The organism is Streptomyces sp. NPDC006624, from assembly GCF_040611555.1.
Lineage (GTDB): Bacteria > Actinomycetota > Actinomycetes > Streptomycetales > Streptomycetaceae > Streptomyces.
Genome location: NZ_JBEXOM010000025.1, coordinates 57,945 through 72,661 on the forward strand (window position 1 = coordinate 57,945; position 14,717 = coordinate 72,661).

Genomic DNA, 14,717 nt, shown 5'->3' on the forward strand with positions numbered 1-14,717 from the left:
CCGCCGTGACGGAGACTCCGCCCGCGGCCGGGGCGGAGGTACGGGCCGCACCCGGGCGGGCACCGAAGCGGGGCCGGGCGACCTCCGGCGCCGGTCGGCTGGGCGCGCTGCTCGTCTCCCCGACCCTGCTGGTGCTGGCGGTGGTCGTGCTGTACCCGACCCTGATGGCGCTCAAGGAGTCGCTGTACGGGCCCAAGGGCCTGGACCCGGCGACCGGGTTCATCAGCGTCACCGAGCCGTTCGTCGGCCTGCGCAACTACGTCGACATCTTCGGCGAGAGCGGGGCGCGGTTCTGGAACGCCTTCTGGAACACCACGTTCTTCACCGTCGTCACGGTCGCGCTGGAGACCGTGATCGGCGTGGCCATGGCGCTGATCATGCACAAGGCCTTCCGGGGCCGGGCGTGGGTGCGGGCCGGGATCCTGGTGCCCTGGGCGGTGCCGACGGCCATCTCCGGGCTGCTGTGGCGGTGGATCTTCAACAGCGACGGCGTGGCCAACGCCCTGATCGGGCAGCAGATCCTGTGGACCACCGAAGGCGTGCACGCCAAGGTCGCGGTCATCGTCGCCGAGGTGTGGAAGACCGCCCCGTTCATCGGGCTGCTCGTGCTCGCCGGTCTCCAGGTCATCCCCAAGGAGGTCTACGAGGCGGCCCGTATGGACGGCGCCCGCCCGGTACGCCAGTTCTGGCACATCACCCTGCCGCTGGTGAAGCCCGCGCTGCTGGTGGCCGTGCTGTTCCGCTGCATGGACGCGCTGCGCATGTTCGACCTGCCCTACATCCTCGTCGGCGCGCAGAAGCACTCGGTGGAGACGCTGTCGATGCTCGCGCAGAACGAGGCGTCCAACGTCCGCTTCGGACCGGCCTCCGCCTACGCGGTGATCCTCTTCCTCTACGTCTTCCTGATCGCGCTCGCGTTCGTGCGGCTGCTCGGCGCGGACCTGGTCGGGGGCACGGGCGGCGGCTCGGGCGGCCGGCGCCGGGCGGGCCTGCGCCGCAGGGAGGTGACGGCATGACGACGAGCACCGCGAGGTGGCGCGGCGCCCTGGTGTACGCCGGGGTGGTCGCGGTCGTGGCGTACTGCCTGGCCCCGTTCTACTGGATGCTGGTCTCCAGCCTGCGCCGCACCGGCGACATCTTCGAGACCTCGCTGCTGCCCTCCCCGCTGTCCCTGGAGAACTACCGGGCCGTGTTCGACCCGGTGCAGGGCTTCGGGCGGGCGCTGCTCAACAGCCTGGTCGTCGCCGGCGTCACGACCGTACTGGCGCTGGTGCTGGCCACGTTCACCGCGTACGCGATGGCCCGGCTGGAGTTCCGCTTCAAGCGGCTGATCATGACGCTGATCATCGCCACGTCGATGTTCCCGGTGGTGTCCATCGTCGTGCCGCTGCTGAAGCTGTTCACCGACATCGGCTGGATCAACACCTACCAGGCCATGATCGTGCCCAGCATGTCCTTCGCCCTGCCGCTGGCGGTGTGGAACCTGACCACGTTCTTCCGGCAGATGCCCGACGAACTGGAGCACGCCGCCATGGTCGACGGCTGCACCCGCGGCCAGGCCTTCCGCAAGGTGATCGTGCCGCTCGCCGCACCGGGCATCTTCACCACCGCGATCATCACGTTCATCGCCGCCTGGAACGAGTTCCTCATCGCCCTGTCGATGACGAACAAGCCCGGCATGCAGACCGCGACCGTCGCCATCTCCAAGTTCACCGGCGCCACGACGTACGAGACCCCCTTCGGCAGCCAGATGGCCGCGGGCGTGCTCGTCACCGTCCCGCTGGTGGTCATGGTGCTGCTCTTCCAGCGCCGCATCGTCGCCGGGCTCACCGCCGGCGCCGCCAAGTAGCCTCCCCTCCCCAGAAGGAGCCACGTGCCCGTGTCCCCCACCGCACCCTGGTGGCGCAGTGCCGTCATCTACCAGGTCTACATCCGCAGCTTCGCCGACGGCGACGGCGACGGCGTCGGCGACATCGCCGGCCTGCGCTCGCGCCTGCCCTACCTGAAGTCGCTCGGCGTGGACGCCATCTGGATCAACCCCTGGTACAAGTCGCCGATGGCCGACCACGGTTACGACGTCGCCGACTTCCGGGCCATCGACCCGCTCTTCGGCACCCTGGCCGACGCCGAGCGGTTCATCGAGGAGGCGCACGCGCACGGGCTGCGCGTCATCCCGGACATCGTGCCCAACCACACCTCCGACCAGCACGCCTGGTTCCGGGCGGCGCTGGCGGCGGGCCCGGGCAGCCCCGAGCGGGAGCGCTACGTCTTCCGGCCCGGGCGCGGCCCCGACGGCTCCCGGCCCCCGAACGACTGGGTGTCCTGCTTCGGCGGCCCGGCCTGGACCCGGCTGCCGGACGGCGACTGGTACCTCCACCTGTTCGCCCCCGAGCAGCCGGACCTCAACTGGCAGCACCCGGAGGTGCGGGCCGAGTTCGAGTCGGTCCTGCGGTTCTGGTTCGCCCGGGGCGTCGACGGCTTCCGCATCGACGTCGCGCACGGCCTGATCAAGCACCCGGAGCTGCCCGACCTCCCGCCCCGCCGCGACCCGGACGACGGACGGCCCTGGCAGCACGTCGACCACCCGCACTGGGACCGGGACGAGGTGCACGAGATCTACCGCTCCTGGCGCAAGGTCGCCGACGAGTTCCCCGGCGACCGCTCCTTCGTCGCCGAGGCCTGGGCGGACACCCCGGAACGCCTCGCCGCCTACGTCCGCCGCGACGGCCTGCACACGGCCTTCAACTTCGACTTCCTGATGTCCGGCTGGGACGCCAAGGACCTGCGGTCCGTCATCGACCACTCCCTCGCCATGCTCGGCTCGGTGGGGGCGCCGGCCACCTGGGTGCTGTCCAACCACGACGTCGTGCGCCACCCCAGCCGCTACGGCCGCCGGTCGGCCAGGCGCTGGGTGGCCAACGAGACCTACCGCCCCGAGGGCCCGCTCGACCTCGACCTCGGCACCCGCCGCGCCCGCGCCGCCGCCCTGCTGATGCTCGCCCTGCCCGGCGGCGCCTACGTCTACCAGGGCGAGGAACTGGGCCTGCCCGAGGTCGAGGACCTGCCCGAGTCGGTCCTGCAGGACCCGGTGTGGGAACGCTCCGGGCACACCGAACGCGGCCGGGACGGCTGCCGCGTGCCGATCCCCTGGTCCGGCGACAGCGCCCCGTACGGCTTCAGCCCCGACGGCGCCCACGGCACGCCCTGGCTGCCGCAGCCCGCCGACTGGGCCCGGCTGAGCGTCGCGGCGCAGACCGGCGACGCGGCCTCCATGCTGGAGCTGTACCGCACGGCCCTGCGCATCCGGCGCGACCACGAGGCCCTGGGCGACGGCACGATGGAGTGGCAGGACGCACCCGACGGGGTGCTGGCCTTCACCCGCTCCCCCGGCTTCCTGTGCGTGGTCAACCTCTCGGAGGAGCCGTACGAGCTGCCCGCGCACTCCGGGCTGCTCCTCGCCAGCGGACCGCTCAAGAACGGGCGGCTGGGGCCGGACCAGGCGGTGTGGCTGGCGGTGTAGCCCGAAGCGGCCGCGGGGCGGGCCGGGCCGCTGGTCCCGGTCCGCTGCCGGGATCTCAGTCCGCCCCGGGGCCGCCGCCAGGCACCGCGCCGCCCACCGTGAAGCCGATGACCGTCCCGCCCCCGTCCCGCCGGACCGCGAAGGGCGCTCCCCCGTGCGCGAGGGCCACCTCCCGCACGATGGACAGGCCCAGGCCCGAGCCCGGCAGGGAGCGGGCGTCGGCGGCGCGGTAGAAGCGGTCGAAGACCCGGTCCAGGTCGCCGCCCGCGATGCCGGGGCCGCGGTCGAGGACCTCGACGCGGATGGTGCCGGGCCGGGCGGGCCCGGCCACGACGATCTCGACGGCGTCCCGGCCGCCCTCGTCGAACTTCAGGGCGTTCTCCACGAGGTTGGACAGGGCCCGGGTCAGCATCCCGGGCCGCCCGTCGGTCGTGGTGTCGCCGCACGTGCGCAGCAGGATCCGCCGCCCGCTGCGGCGCCGGGCGAGGGCCGCGACCTCCTCCGCGAGGTCGGCCACGTCCAGCCGCTGCCGCGGCTCCGTGTCGGACTGCCCGGCCGCGAGGTCGACCAGTTCGTTGACCAGGTCGGTCAGCTCACGGGCCTCCTGCCCCAGGTCGGCGACGAGTTCCTCCCGGGCGCGCGGCGGGAGCTCGTCGATCCGGCGGAGCAGGGAGATGTTCGTCCGCAGCGACGTCAGCGGCGTGCGCAGCTCGTGACCGGCGTCCTGGACCAGGCGGCGCTGGTCCTCCTCGGACTGGGCGAGCCGGCCCAGCATCCGGTCGAAGGCCCGGCCCAGCCGGCCCACCTCGTCATGCCCGGCCACCGGCACCTGGATGCCGAGCCGGCGGGTACGGGCGACGTCCTCGGCGGCGTCGGTGAGCACGACCAGCCGGCGGGTGATCCGCCGGGCCAGCCACCAGCCGAACAGCCCGGCGCCGACCACGACCGCGGCCATCAGCAGCAGGGTCCGCCGCTGCAGCGCCCGCAGCAGGTCCTCGACGTCGCTGAACTCCTGCGCGATCTGCACCGCGCCCCGGCCGCCCCCGAGGGAGACCGTCGCCACGCGGTACACGTCGTCGCCCACGTTGACGTTGCCGTGCTCGGCCACCCGCCCGGAATCGGCGGCCGCCGCGATCCGCACGTCGGTCCCCGTCACCGGCAGCCCCGGACTGCCCGGGTCGACGACGTGCCCGTCCGGGCCCAGCACCTGCACATCGGTCCGCGCGGGCCGCACCAGGTCGTGGCCGGGCGCGGCGGAGGAGAAGTCCCCCGGCGCCATCCGGTTCTCCCTGACCTCGCTGCGCAGGTCCTGCACCACCTCGTCGAAGACGGTCTGCTGGTCCACCCGCACCAGCCGCGCGGCCGCGTTGTACGACAGGATGCCGACCAGGATCGTCACGGCCGCGGTGACCGCGGCGAAGGACACCGCGAACGTGGTGCGCAGCGAGACCAGCTTCGGCCGCCGACCGGCCGGCAGCCGGCCGAGGCGGCCCACTCAGCCCTCCCGCAGCACGTAACCCACACCGCGCACGGTGTGGATCAGCTGCGGGGCGTCCGGCCCGTCGAGCTTGCGGCGCAGATAGCCCACGTAGACGGCGAGGTTCTTGGAGCCGGGGCCGAAGTCGTAGCCCCAGATGCGGTCGTAGATCGTGGCGTGGTCCAGCACGATGCCCGCGTTGCGGACCAGCAGTTCCAGCAGCTCGAACTCGGTGCGGGTCAGCTCAAGCTCGCGGGTGTCGCGCCAGGCGCGGCGGGCCTGCGGGTCCATGCGGATGCCCGCCGCCTCGACGAACCGCTCGGGCACCGGCCTCGGCGCCTCGGCCGGCGGCGCGGCCGGTGCCGCCACCGGGCTGGTGCGGCGCAGCAGGGCGCGCAGCCGGGCGAAGACCTCCTCCACGTCGAAGGGCTTCACCACGTAGTCGTCGGCGCCCGCGTCCAGCCCGGCGATCCGGTCGGCGGTCTCCACGAGCGCGGTCAGCATCAGCACGGGCGTCCGGTCGCCCTCGGCGCGCAGCACCCGGCACACCTGGAGCCCGTCGATGCCGGGCATCATCACGTCCAGGACGAGCACGTCCGGGCTGCTGCGGTGGGCCTGCGCCAGCGCCTCGACCCCGTCGGCCACCGCCACGACCTGGTAGCCCTCCAGGGTCAGGGCGCGCTCCAGGGCGTTGCGGATGGCGCGGTCGTCTTCGGCGAGCAGCACGGTGTGGGGCACCGGTCCAGTGTGCCAAGCCACCGGGGCCCCGGGACCGGACGGGCCGCGCCGGGACCCGCTTCTCACCGGTCTCTCACCGGCGGCCCGCCGTCCGGTCGTCCCCGGGCCGGGGCGGTGCACCGGCGAGCCGGGCCGCGTGCGTCGGTGCGTCCGGCACGCCGGCCGGGCGGTTCCTGGCGAACTCCTCGCGCAGCACCGGCACGACCTCCTCGCCGAGCAGGTCGATCTGCTCCAGCACGGTCTTCAGCGGCAGCCCCGCGTGGTCGATCAGGAACAGCTGGCGCTGGTAGTCGCCGGCGTACTCGCGGAACGTCAGGGTCTTCTCGATGACCTGCTGCGGGGAGCCCACGGTCAGCGGCGTCTGCTCGGTGAACTCCTCCAGAGACGGCCCGTGCCCGTACACCGGCGCGACGTCGAAGTACGGCCGGAACTCGCGTACCGCGTCCTGGCTGTTCCTCCGCATGAACACATGCCCGCCCAGCCCCACGACCGCCTGCTCGGGCGTGCCGTGCCCGTGGTGCGCGTACCGCTCCCGGTACAGCTCCACCATGCGCCGGGTGTGGTCGGCGGGCCAGAAGATGTTGTTGTGGAAGAAGCCGTCGCCGTAGTAGGCGGCCTGCTCGGCGATCTCCGGGGAGCGGATCGAGCCGTGCCAGACGAACGGCGGCACCCCGTCCAGCGGCCGGGGCGTGGAGGTGAACCCCTGCAGCGGCGTGCGGAACGTGCCCTCCCAGTCGACGACGTCCTCGCGCCAGAGGCGGTGCAGCAGGGCGTAGTTCTCGAGCGCCAGGTTGATGCCCTGGCGGATGTCCTGCCCGAACCAGGGGTAGACGGGGGCGGTGTTGCCGCGGCCCATCATCAGGTCCACCCGGCCGTCGGCCAGGTGCTGCAGCATCGCGAAGTCCTCGGCGATCTTCACCGGGTCGTTGGTGGTGATCAGCGTGGTGGCCGTGGAGAGGATCAGCCGCTCGGTCCGGGCGGCGATGTAGCCGAGCATCGTCGTCGGGGACGACGGCACGAACGGCGGGTTGTGGTGCTCACCGGTCGCGAAGACGTCCAGGCCCACCTCCTCGGCCTTCAGCGCGATCGCCACCATCGCCTTGATCCGCTCACGCTCGGTCGGCGTGCGTCCCGTGGTCGGGTCGGGGGTGACGTCCCCGACGCTGAAGATCCCGAACTGCATGCTCGCTCACCCTCCAGGTTGTTTACGATTCAACCATACAGCGGAGCGGCGGCCGGAGCACGGCACCTCAGAGATGGGGGTGACACCGCGCCCCGGCCGCCCCGCCCGCCCGTGCGAAGCTGCCCGCATGCCGATCCTGCGCTCCGCCGCCCTGTTCGTCCTGGCCGCCCTGCTGGAGATCGGCGGCGCGTGGCTGGTCTGGCAGGGCGTACGCGAGAACAAGGGCTGGCTGTGGGCGGCCGGCGGCGTCCTCGCGCTCGGCGCCTACGGCTTCGTCGCGACCTTCCAGCCCGACGCCCACTTCGGGCGCGTCCTGGCCGCGTACGGCGGGATCTTCGTCGCCGGCTCGATCCTGTGGGGAGTGATCGCGGACGGCTACCGCCCGGACCGCTGGGACATCACGGGCGCGCTGATCTGCCTCGCGGGCATGGCGGTGATCATGTACGCCCCGCGGGGGAACTGAACCCCCGCCTATCCTGGCCGGAGCCCGCATCAGAAGAACCGGACCGCCCGAGGAGCCCTCCATGGCCACCGCCGCCCCGCCCGCAGCCTCCCGCATCGCCGTCGTCACGGGTGCGAGCAGCGGCATCGGCGCCGCCACGGCCCGCCGGCTCGCGGAGGCGGGCTACCGGGTCGTCCTCACCGCACGCCGCAAGGACCGCATCGAGGCGCTGGCGGAGGAGATCAACGCGGCGGGCCACCGGGCCACGGCGTACCCGCTGGACGTCACGGACCGCGCGGCGGTCGACGAGTTCGCCACGGCGTTCAAGACGATCGGCGTCCTGGTCAACAACGCGGGCGGCGCGCTCGGCGCCGACCCGGTCGCGACCGGCGACCCGGAGCACTGGCGCCGGATGTACGAGACGAACGTCATCGGCACCCTCAACCTCACCCAGGCCCTGCTGCCCAAGCTGACCGCGAGTGGCGACGGCACGGTCGTGGTCGTCTCCTCCACCGCGGGCCACGGCACCTACGAGGGCGGCGCCGGCTACGTCGCCGCCAAGCACGGCGCCCACGTCCTCGCCGAGACCCTGCGCCTGGAGATAGTCGGCCAGCCGGTCCGCGTGATCGAGATCGCCCCCGGCATGGTCAAGACGGAGGAGTTCGCCCTGACCCGCTTCGACGGCGACCAGGAGAAGGCGGAGAAGGTCTACGAGGGCGTCGCCGACCCCCTCACCGCCGACGACGTCGCCGACACCATCACGTGGGCGGTCACCCGCCCCGCCCACGTCAACGTCGACCTCCTGATCCTCCGCCCCCGCGCCCAGGCGTCGAACACGAAGGTGCACCGGGAGCGGTAGAGCCGGTCAGCCCTTCACGCAGACGACCTGCTTCAGCTTCGCCACGACCTCCACCAGGTCCCGCTGCTGGTCGATGACCTGCTCGATCGGCTTGTACGCGGCCGGGATCTCGTCCACGACACCGGAGTCCTTGCGGCACTCCACGCCCCGCGTCTGCTCCTCCAGGTCCTTCGCCGAGAACCGGCGCTTGGCCGCGTTGCGGCTCATGCGCCGGCCCGCGCCGTGCGACGCGGAGTTGAAGGACTTGTCGTTCCCCAGGCCCTTCACGATGTACGAACCCGTGCCCATGGAGCCCGGGATGATCCCGAAGTCACCCGAGCCCGCCCGGATCGCGCCCTTGCGGGTCACGAGCAGGTCCATGCCCTCGTACCGCTCCTCGGCCACGTAGTTGTGGTGGCAGGAGATCTCCTGCTCGAAGGCCGGCTTCGCCTTCTTGAACTCCTTGCGGATCACGTCCTTCAGGAGCGCCATCATGATCGAGCGGTTGTACTTCGCGTACTCCTGCGCCCAGAACAGGTCATTGCGGTACGCCGCCATCTGCGGGGTGTCCGCGACAAAGACGGCCAGGTCCCGGTCGACCAGCCCTTGGTTGTGCGGGAGCTTCTGGGCCACGCCGATATGGTGCTCGGCCAGTTCCTTGCCGATGTTGCGGGAACCGGAGTGGAGCATGAGCCATACCGAATCAGACGTATCCACACAAACTTCAACGAAGTGGTTGCCTTGGCCAAGGCTTCCCATCTGCGCGGCCGCTCGCTCACGCCGAAACTGAACCGCCTGCGCCACCCCGTCGAACCGCCCCCAGAAGTCGTCCCACCCCGCCGTCGCGAACCCGTGCAGCCGCCCCGGGTCCACGGCCTCGTCGTGCATCCCGCGTCCCACCGGGATGACCTGCTCGATCCTCGACCGCAGCCGGGACAGGTCACCCGGCAGGTCGTTCGCCGTCAGGGACGTCTTCACCGCCGACATCCCGCAGCCGATGTCGACGCCCACCGCCGCCGGGCACACCGCGTCCTGCATGGCGATGACCGAGCCGACCGTCGCGCCCTTGCCGTAGTGCACGTCGGGCATGACGGCCAGGCCCTTGATCCAGGGCAGGGTCGAGACGTTGCGGAGCTGCTGGAGCGCCGACTCCTCGACCGTGGCCGGGTCGGCCCACATCCGGATCGGTACCTTCGCGCCGGGCACCTCTACGTACGACATAACGTCCTCAATCCCCCGTAAACGAACAGAAGTCTTCAAGAGCAAATACCGGAGCCAAGGTCGACGAAAGGGATTCCGGACCGGCGTCCACGGCAGTGCGTGCGATACACATTGTGTCCATCGGCCGCCTCGCGGCGGCAAGCCAATATCCGTGTCGAGAGGAGCCACCACGTGCAACGGAGGGCGTACGCACCCGGTATCGCCGTGCTCCTCGTGACCCTGCTGGCCGGTTGCACGGGCGGTTCCGGCGACGGCGGCACGACGGACGACTCCAACCCGGGCGACGCCGGCACGGCGTCGGCCGCGGCCGAGCCCGGCCGGTACCGCACCCTGCCCGAGCCCTGCACCGCGGTCGGCCGGGGCACCCTCGACGAACTCCTGCCCGGCATCGCGCAGATCACCGACGAGGAGCAGCGCGAGAAGGCCTACGAGGGCGTGCCGACGGTCACGTTCGACACGGACCGCAAGGTCGGCTGCCAGTGGAAGGTCGACGGGCGGCAGGCGACCGACCATCTGCTCGTCGACTTCCAGCGGGTCGTCTCCTACGACAACGCCGTCAGCGACGACAGCCAGGCGGAGCGGTTGTTCGCGGAGCAGGAGGCGGGGGCCCACCTGCCCGAGCCGACGGCCACCGAGTCGGCGCGGACCGGCGGCAGCTCTCCGGCCGGCGACTCCTCCGCGTCCCGGAGCGGTTCCCCGTCCGCGAACCCTTCCGGTTCCTCCGGTTCCTCGGACTCCCCCGACCCCTCCGGTTCCTCCGCTTCTTCCGGTTCGCCCGGTTCGTCCTCGGCTTCGGCTTCGGCTTCGCCCTCCGTCGCCCCGAGCGAGCTGCAGCCCCGCGTCCTGGAGGACCTGGGCGACGAGGCCTTCATCGACGACGCGCTGAGCAGCTCCGGTTCGACGGCCAAGCAGCGGACGGTGACTGTGGCGTTCCGCACGTCGAACGTCATCGTGACCATCGAGTACACGGAGCAGCCGGCGACCGTCGGTGTCGTGCCGGACAGCAGGGAAATGCAGGACAGAGCGCAGAAACTGGCGTCCCGGCTGGCGGATTCGCTGGGCGACTGAGGCCCCTTCACGCCCCGTTCACGGGTACGCGCAAAGCATCCGAAGGAAGAACACACCGCTGCCCCACCGCGTACCGTGACCACCCGGACCCGTTCCGACCGCAGGGAACCACGAGCGTCATGAGTGAAGGAACCATGCAGCGACGAGCACAGCGAGAAGAGCGAGACCAGCGAGCCAAGCGAGCGAAGCGCCTGAACCGCGTCCTTGTCTGCGCGGCCGCCGTCCCCGTGATGCTGGTCGCCTCCGGCTGCTCCTCGGACTCCGGCTCCGGGGACAGCACGGACAAGGCGGCGAAGTCCGCGGCGTCGGCCTCCGCGAGCCCGTCGCCGACCGTGCGGGCGGCGGCGTACAGCAAGCTTCCGGAGCCCTGCAAGGTGCTGTCGAAGAAGACGCTGGAGGACCTGGTCCCGGAGAGCAAGTCCGGCAAGGAGGGCAAGTCGGACGACATCTCCACGCGTGCCGGCTGCTCCTGGAGCAGCCTGGACAACAACGGCGTGAAGGGCTCGCAGTTCCGCTGGCTGAACGTGTCGCTGCTGCGCTTCGAGTCGGACGTCGCCCGCGGCCCGGCCGACAAGCTGGCGCAGGAGTACTACACGAAGCAGGTGCAGGACGCGCAGGCGGTCGAGGGCGCCAAGGGCGCGAAGACGGAGCCGGTGTCCGGCACGGGCGACCAGGCGACGGCGGTGACGTACGAGCTGAAGAAGAAGGAAGGCACCTTCAAGCAGCAGACGATCGTGGCGCGCGTGGAGAACGTGGTCGTCACCCTCGACTACAACGGCGCGGGCCTGGCCGGCGACAAGACGCCGAGCGGCGCCGACCTGCTGAAGGACGCGAAGAAGGCCGCGAAGGAGGCCGTGGAGGCGGTCACCGAGGCGAACGCCTCGGGCGGCGGCAAGGCGGGCGGCAGCCCGTCCAAGTCCTCCTCCACGTCCCCGTCGAAGTCGGCGTCGAAGGCCGCGTCGGGCTCGTCGTCGAAGAAGCCCGTGTCGAAGAGCTGAACAGGCCCGTCGGGATCCGGCCACCCGTTCTCCGCACACATGTGCCACCCTGTTGCGCGCAACAACACGCAAGGGGAGGGGAGTACGGGTGGCCGCGCCACTGCAGCTGACTCGGATGCACCGCGTTCTCATCGGCGTGGTCGTGGCCGGTGCCGTGATCATCGCCGGCATCGGCTTCGCCGGTTCGTACGCGGCGGTCCGCGAGTTGGCCCTCAAGAAGGGCTTCGGGAACTTCTCCTACGTCTTCCCGATCGGCATCGACGCGGGCATCTGCGTCCTGCTGGCCCTGGACCTGCTCCTCACCTGGATCAGGATCCCGTTCCCGCTGCTGCGCCAGACGGCGTGGCTGCTGACGGCGGCCACGATCGCCTTCAACGGCGCGGCCGCGTGGCCGGATCCGCTCGGTGTCGGCATGCACGCGGTGATCCCGGTGCTGTTCGTCGTCGCCGTCGAGGCGGCCCGCCACGCGATCGGCCGCATCGCGGACATCACGGCCGACAAGCACATGGAGGGCGTCCGCCTCACCCGCTGGCTGCTCTCCCCCGTGCCCACGTTCCTGCTGTGGCGCCGCATGAAGCTGTGGGAGCTGCGCCGCTACGACCAGGTCATCAAGCTGGAGCAGGAGCGGCTGGTGTACCAGGCCCGGCTGCGCTCCCGCTTCGGCCGGGGCTGGCGGCGCAAGGCGCCGGTGGAGTCCCTGATGCCGCTGCGCCTGGCCAAGTACGGCGTGCCGCTGGGTGAGACGGCCCCGGCGGGGCTGGCGGCGGCGGGCATCGAACCGGCGCTGATCCCCCCGCCGCCGCAGCAGGCGGAGGTGACGGCGGACCACCGGTCCGGCGGCGCGGCGCCCGGCCCGCGCAGGGCGGCGCCTCCCGGCGAGCAGCGCCTGGAGCTCGACAGCGGCCCCGAGACGGAGTTCCCGGAGCAGGAGCCCCAGCCGGACCAGAGCCCGTGGTTCAACACCCCGCGCGAGGTCGAGTACCAGGGCGGGTACGACCCGGACTACGACCCGGCCGAGCACTACGCCCAGTGGATCGCGGAGCAGCAGGAGGCCGAGCGGTACCAGCCCGAGTACGACCGTGAGCCGCCGTCCCCGGAGGACACCGGCAGCTTCCCGATCCCGGTGGGCCCGAACCGCACCCGGGAACTGGGCGAGGGCGGGGGCACGCCGCCGGCTCCGGAGCCGGACGAGGAGGCGTACTACCAGGTGTTCCGCCAGTCGATCGACGGCAGTTACCCCACGCCGCGCGCCCTGGGCGACAACATCCAGGCCACGTACGGCACGACGCTGAGCCCCGGTGAGCTGAAGTCGCTGGTGGAGCGTTTCCAGAAGCGCCACTCGGCGGAACTGGAGGAGGACCACATCGCGTGACCCGCTCGCGCGGGGACCGTGACCCGCTCGCGCGGGGACGAGGGCGAACAGAGGAAGGGGCCCCCGGAGATCCGGGGGCCCCTTCTCGGTGCCCGGTCACTTCAGGGCCGGTTCACTCCCCGAGCAGGGCCCGCACCCGCTCCTGGCCCACCGCCAGCAGCAGCGTGGGCAGGCGCGGTCCCGTGTCGCGCCCCACCAGCAGGTGGTACAGCAGCGCGAAGAAGGACCGCTGGGCGGTCTTGATCTCCGGCGGGAGCTCCTTCGGCGTGGCGTCGGCGGAGAACCCGGCCTGCACCTTGGGCACGCCGTAGACGAGGTGGGTCAGCCCGTCGAGCGACCAGTGGCCGGCCAGCCCGTCGAGCAGCAGCCGCAGCGACTGGCGCCCCTGCTCGTCCAGCGACTTCAGCAGCTCCGCGTCGGGTTCGTCCCGCACGATGGTCCGCTGGTCGGCGGGGACGTGGGTGTTGATCCAGGCCTCGGCCTTGTCGTACCGCGGGCGGGCCTCGTCGAGCGAGGTCAGCGGCTGGTCGGGGTCGAGTTCGCTGAGGATGCGCAGGGCCTGGTCCTCGTGCCCGGCGGTGATGTCCGCGACGGACGCCAGCGTGCGGTACGGCAGCGGCCGGGGCGTGCGGGGCAGCTCACCGGCGGCCGTGCGTACGGCACGGGAGTGCGCGGCGACGTCGGCCGGCAGGGCGCTGCCGTCGGCGACCTTGGCGTCGAGCCGGTCCCACTCGTCGTACAGCCGCTGGATCTCCTGGTCGAAGGCGACCTTGAAGGACTGGTTGGGCCTGCGCCGGGCGTACAGCCAGCGCAGCAGCTGCGGCTCCATGATCTGCAGGGCGTCGGCCGGGGTGGGCACGCCGCCCTTGGAGGAGGACATCTTCGCCATGCCGGAGATGCCGACGAAGGCGTACATCGGGCCGATGGGCTGCTTCCCGCCGAAGATGCCGACGATCTGCCCGCCGACCTGGAACGACGAGCCGGGCGAGGAGTGGTCGACGCCGCTGGGCTCGAACACGACGCCCTCGTAGGCCCAGCGCATCGGCCAGTCGACCTTCCAGACCAGCTTGCCGCGGTTGAACTCGTTGAGCCGGACGGTCTCCGAGAAGCCGCACGCGGTGCAGGCGTAGGTCAGCTCGGTGGAGTCGTCGTCGTAGGAGGTGACGGTGGTGAGGTCCTTCTCGCAGTTGCCGCAGTACGGCTTGTACGGGAAGTAGCCGGCGGAGCCGGAGCTGCCGTCGTCCTCGGCGGCGGCGCCGGAGCCCTCGGCGGCCTCCAGCTCGGCCTCGTCGACCGGCTTCTGGCCCTGCTGCTTCTTGGCGGGGGCCTTCTTGGTCCGGTACTGGTCGAGGATGGCGTCGATGTCGCCGCGGTGCTTCATGGCGTGCAGGATCTGCTCGCGGTACACGCCGGAGGTGTACTGGGCGGTCTGGCTGATCCCGTCGAACTCCACACCGAGCTCGGCCAGCGACTCGATCATCGCGGCCTTGAAGTGCTCGGCCCAGTTGGGGTGCGCGGAGCCCTTCGGCGCCGGGACGGACGTCAGCGGCTTGCCGATGTGCTCGGCCCAGGACTCGTCGACGCCCGGGATGCCGGCCGGCACCTTGCGGTAGCGGTCGTAGTCGTCCCAGGAGATCAGGTGGCGCACCTGATGGCCCCGGCGGCGGATCTCGTCGGCGACGAGGTGCGGGGTCATGACCTCGCGGAGGTTGCCGAGGTGGATGGGGCCCGACGGGGAGAGGCCGGACGCGACGACGACGGGTTTGCCCGGGGCCCGGCGCTCCGACTCCTCGATGACCTCATCCGCGAAACGGGAGACCCAGTCGGTGGTCTCGGTGCTCTGAGCCACGATCGGCACGT

At 71.7% G+C, this 14,717-nt stretch carries 13 protein-coding genes; 8 read left to right on the plus strand and 5 right to left on the minus strand.

Annotated elements, in window-relative coordinates; translation table 11 throughout:
* Positions 1-5: 5 nt before the first annotated feature.
* From ABZY20_RS32560 to ABZY20_RS32570, 3 genes are read left to right on the plus strand one after another with little or no spacing between them, the layout of a single operon-like run.
* The gene (locus ABZY20_RS32560) at positions 6-1,016 is read left to right on the plus strand and encodes a sugar ABC transporter permease (RefSeq protein WP_356446350.1); all 1,011 of its coding nucleotides are present in this window, start codon (positions 6-8) and stop codon (positions 1,014-1,016) included.
* Positions 1,013-1,849 carry a carbohydrate ABC transporter permease gene (locus ABZY20_RS32565; protein WP_356446352.1) on the plus strand — a complete coding sequence of 279 codons (837 nt, stop codon included), beginning with the start codon at positions 1,013-1,015 and terminating at the stop codon, positions 1,847-1,849. The genes ABZY20_RS32560 and ABZY20_RS32565 overlap by 4 nt, the downstream gene beginning before the upstream one ends.
* A gap of 30 nt (positions 1,850-1,879) precedes the next feature.
* Positions 1,880-3,520, plus strand: a complete 1,641-nt coding sequence (locus tag ABZY20_RS32570) for an alpha-amylase family glycosyl hydrolase (RefSeq protein ID WP_356446354.1) — start codon at positions 1,880-1,882, stop codon at positions 3,518-3,520.
* Positions 3,521-3,575: 55 nt separating this feature from the next.
* Here the strand turns inward: ABZY20_RS32570 and ABZY20_RS32575 are convergent, their stop codons facing one another.
* From ABZY20_RS32575 to ABZY20_RS32585, 3 genes are all read right to left on the minus strand, one after another.
* Positions 3,576-5,015, minus strand: coding sequence for a HAMP domain-containing sensor histidine kinase (locus ABZY20_RS32575; protein WP_356446356.1), 1,440 nt, complete (start codon positions 5,013-5,015; stop codon positions 3,576-3,578).
* A complete protein-coding gene (locus ABZY20_RS32580; protein ID WP_356446357.1) occupies positions 5,016-5,735 on the minus strand; it encodes a response regulator transcription factor in 720 nt (239 codons plus the stop codon).
* Positions 5,736-5,808: 73 nt separating this feature from the next.
* Positions 5,809-6,918 (minus strand): LLM class flavin-dependent oxidoreductase, encoded by a 1,110-nt coding sequence (locus tag ABZY20_RS32585; protein ID WP_356446359.1) that lies wholly within the window; start codon positions 6,916-6,918, stop codon positions 5,809-5,811.
* 127 nt (positions 6,919-7,045) lie between these two features.
* Between ABZY20_RS32585 and ABZY20_RS32590 the strand changes: the two genes are divergently transcribed.
* Together ABZY20_RS32590 and ABZY20_RS32595 are read left to right on the plus strand one after the other, a co-directional pair.
* Positions 7,046-7,381 carry a YnfA family protein gene (locus ABZY20_RS32590; RefSeq protein WP_356446361.1) on the plus strand — a complete coding sequence of 112 codons (336 nt, stop codon included), beginning with the start codon at positions 7,046-7,048 and terminating at the stop codon, positions 7,379-7,381.
* A 61-nt stretch (positions 7,382-7,442) separates the two neighbouring features.
* Positions 7,443-8,219 (plus strand): SDR family NAD(P)-dependent oxidoreductase, encoded by a 777-nt coding sequence (locus ABZY20_RS32595; protein WP_356446362.1) that lies wholly within the window; start codon positions 7,443-7,445, stop codon positions 8,217-8,219.
* Between the two features lie 6 nt (positions 8,220-8,225).
* Here the strand turns inward: ABZY20_RS32595 and ABZY20_RS32600 are convergent, their stop codons facing one another.
* Positions 8,226-9,419 (minus strand): RtcB family protein, encoded by a 1,194-nt coding sequence (locus ABZY20_RS32600; protein WP_356446364.1) that lies wholly within the window; start codon positions 9,417-9,419, stop codon positions 8,226-8,228.
* A 171-nt stretch (positions 9,420-9,590) separates the two neighbouring features.
* On the opposite strand from ABZY20_RS32600, the gene ABZY20_RS32605 reads away from it, so the two are divergent.
* From ABZY20_RS32605 to ABZY20_RS32615, 3 genes are all read left to right on the plus strand, one after another.
* Entirely contained in the window at positions 9,591-10,487 is an 897-nt protein-coding gene (locus ABZY20_RS32605; RefSeq protein WP_356446366.1) for a DUF3558 domain-containing protein, read from the plus strand.
* A gap of 134 nt (positions 10,488-10,621) precedes the next feature.
* Positions 10,622-11,485, plus strand: a complete 864-nt coding sequence (locus ABZY20_RS32610; RefSeq protein ID WP_356446368.1) for a DUF3558 family protein — start codon at positions 10,622-10,624, stop codon at positions 11,483-11,485.
* Between the two features lie 115 nt (positions 11,486-11,600).
* On the plus strand, positions 11,601-12,857 hold the full coding sequence (locus ABZY20_RS32615; protein WP_356446370.1) for a DUF2637 domain-containing protein: 1,257 nt from the start codon (positions 11,601-11,603) through the stop codon (positions 12,855-12,857).
* 112 nt (positions 12,858-12,969) lie between these two features.
* Here the strand turns inward: ABZY20_RS32615 and lysS are convergent, their stop codons facing one another.
* The gene (gene lysS / locus ABZY20_RS32620) at positions 12,970-14,715 is read right to left on the minus strand and encodes a lysine--tRNA ligase (protein WP_356446372.1); all 1,746 of its coding nucleotides are present in this window, start codon (positions 14,713-14,715) and stop codon (positions 12,970-12,972) included.
* Between the last annotated feature and the right edge of the window lie 2 nt (positions 14,716-14,717).

Excerpts from the sequence above, each read along its gene's own strand:
- ABZY20_RS32590 (WP_356446361.1), top strand. The coding sequence starts at position 7,046 with ATGCCGATCCTGCGCTCCGCCGCCCTGTTCGTCCTGGCCGCCCTGCTG.
- ABZY20_RS32595 (WP_356446362.1), top strand. The coding sequence starts at position 7,443 with ATGGCCACCGCCGCCCCGCCCGCAGCCTCCCGCATCGCCGTCGTCACG.
- ABZY20_RS32610 (WP_356446368.1), top strand. The coding sequence starts at position 10,622 with ATGCAGCGACGAGCACAGCGAGAAGAGCGAGACCAGCGAGCCAAGCGA.
- ABZY20_RS32600 (WP_356446364.1), bottom strand. The coding sequence starts at position 9,419 with ATGTCGTACGTAGAGGTGCCCGGCGCGAAGGTACCGATCCGGATGTGG.
- ABZY20_RS32565 (WP_356446352.1), top strand. The coding sequence starts at position 1,013 with ATGACGACGAGCACCGCGAGGTGGCGCGGCGCCCTGGTGTACGCCGGG.
- ABZY20_RS32585 (WP_356446359.1), bottom strand. The coding sequence starts at position 6,918 with ATGCAGTTCGGGATCTTCAGCGTCGGGGACGTCACCCCCGACCCGACC.
- ABZY20_RS32615 (WP_356446370.1), top strand. The coding sequence starts at position 11,601 with ATGCACCGCGTTCTCATCGGCGTGGTCGTGGCCGGTGCCGTGATCATC.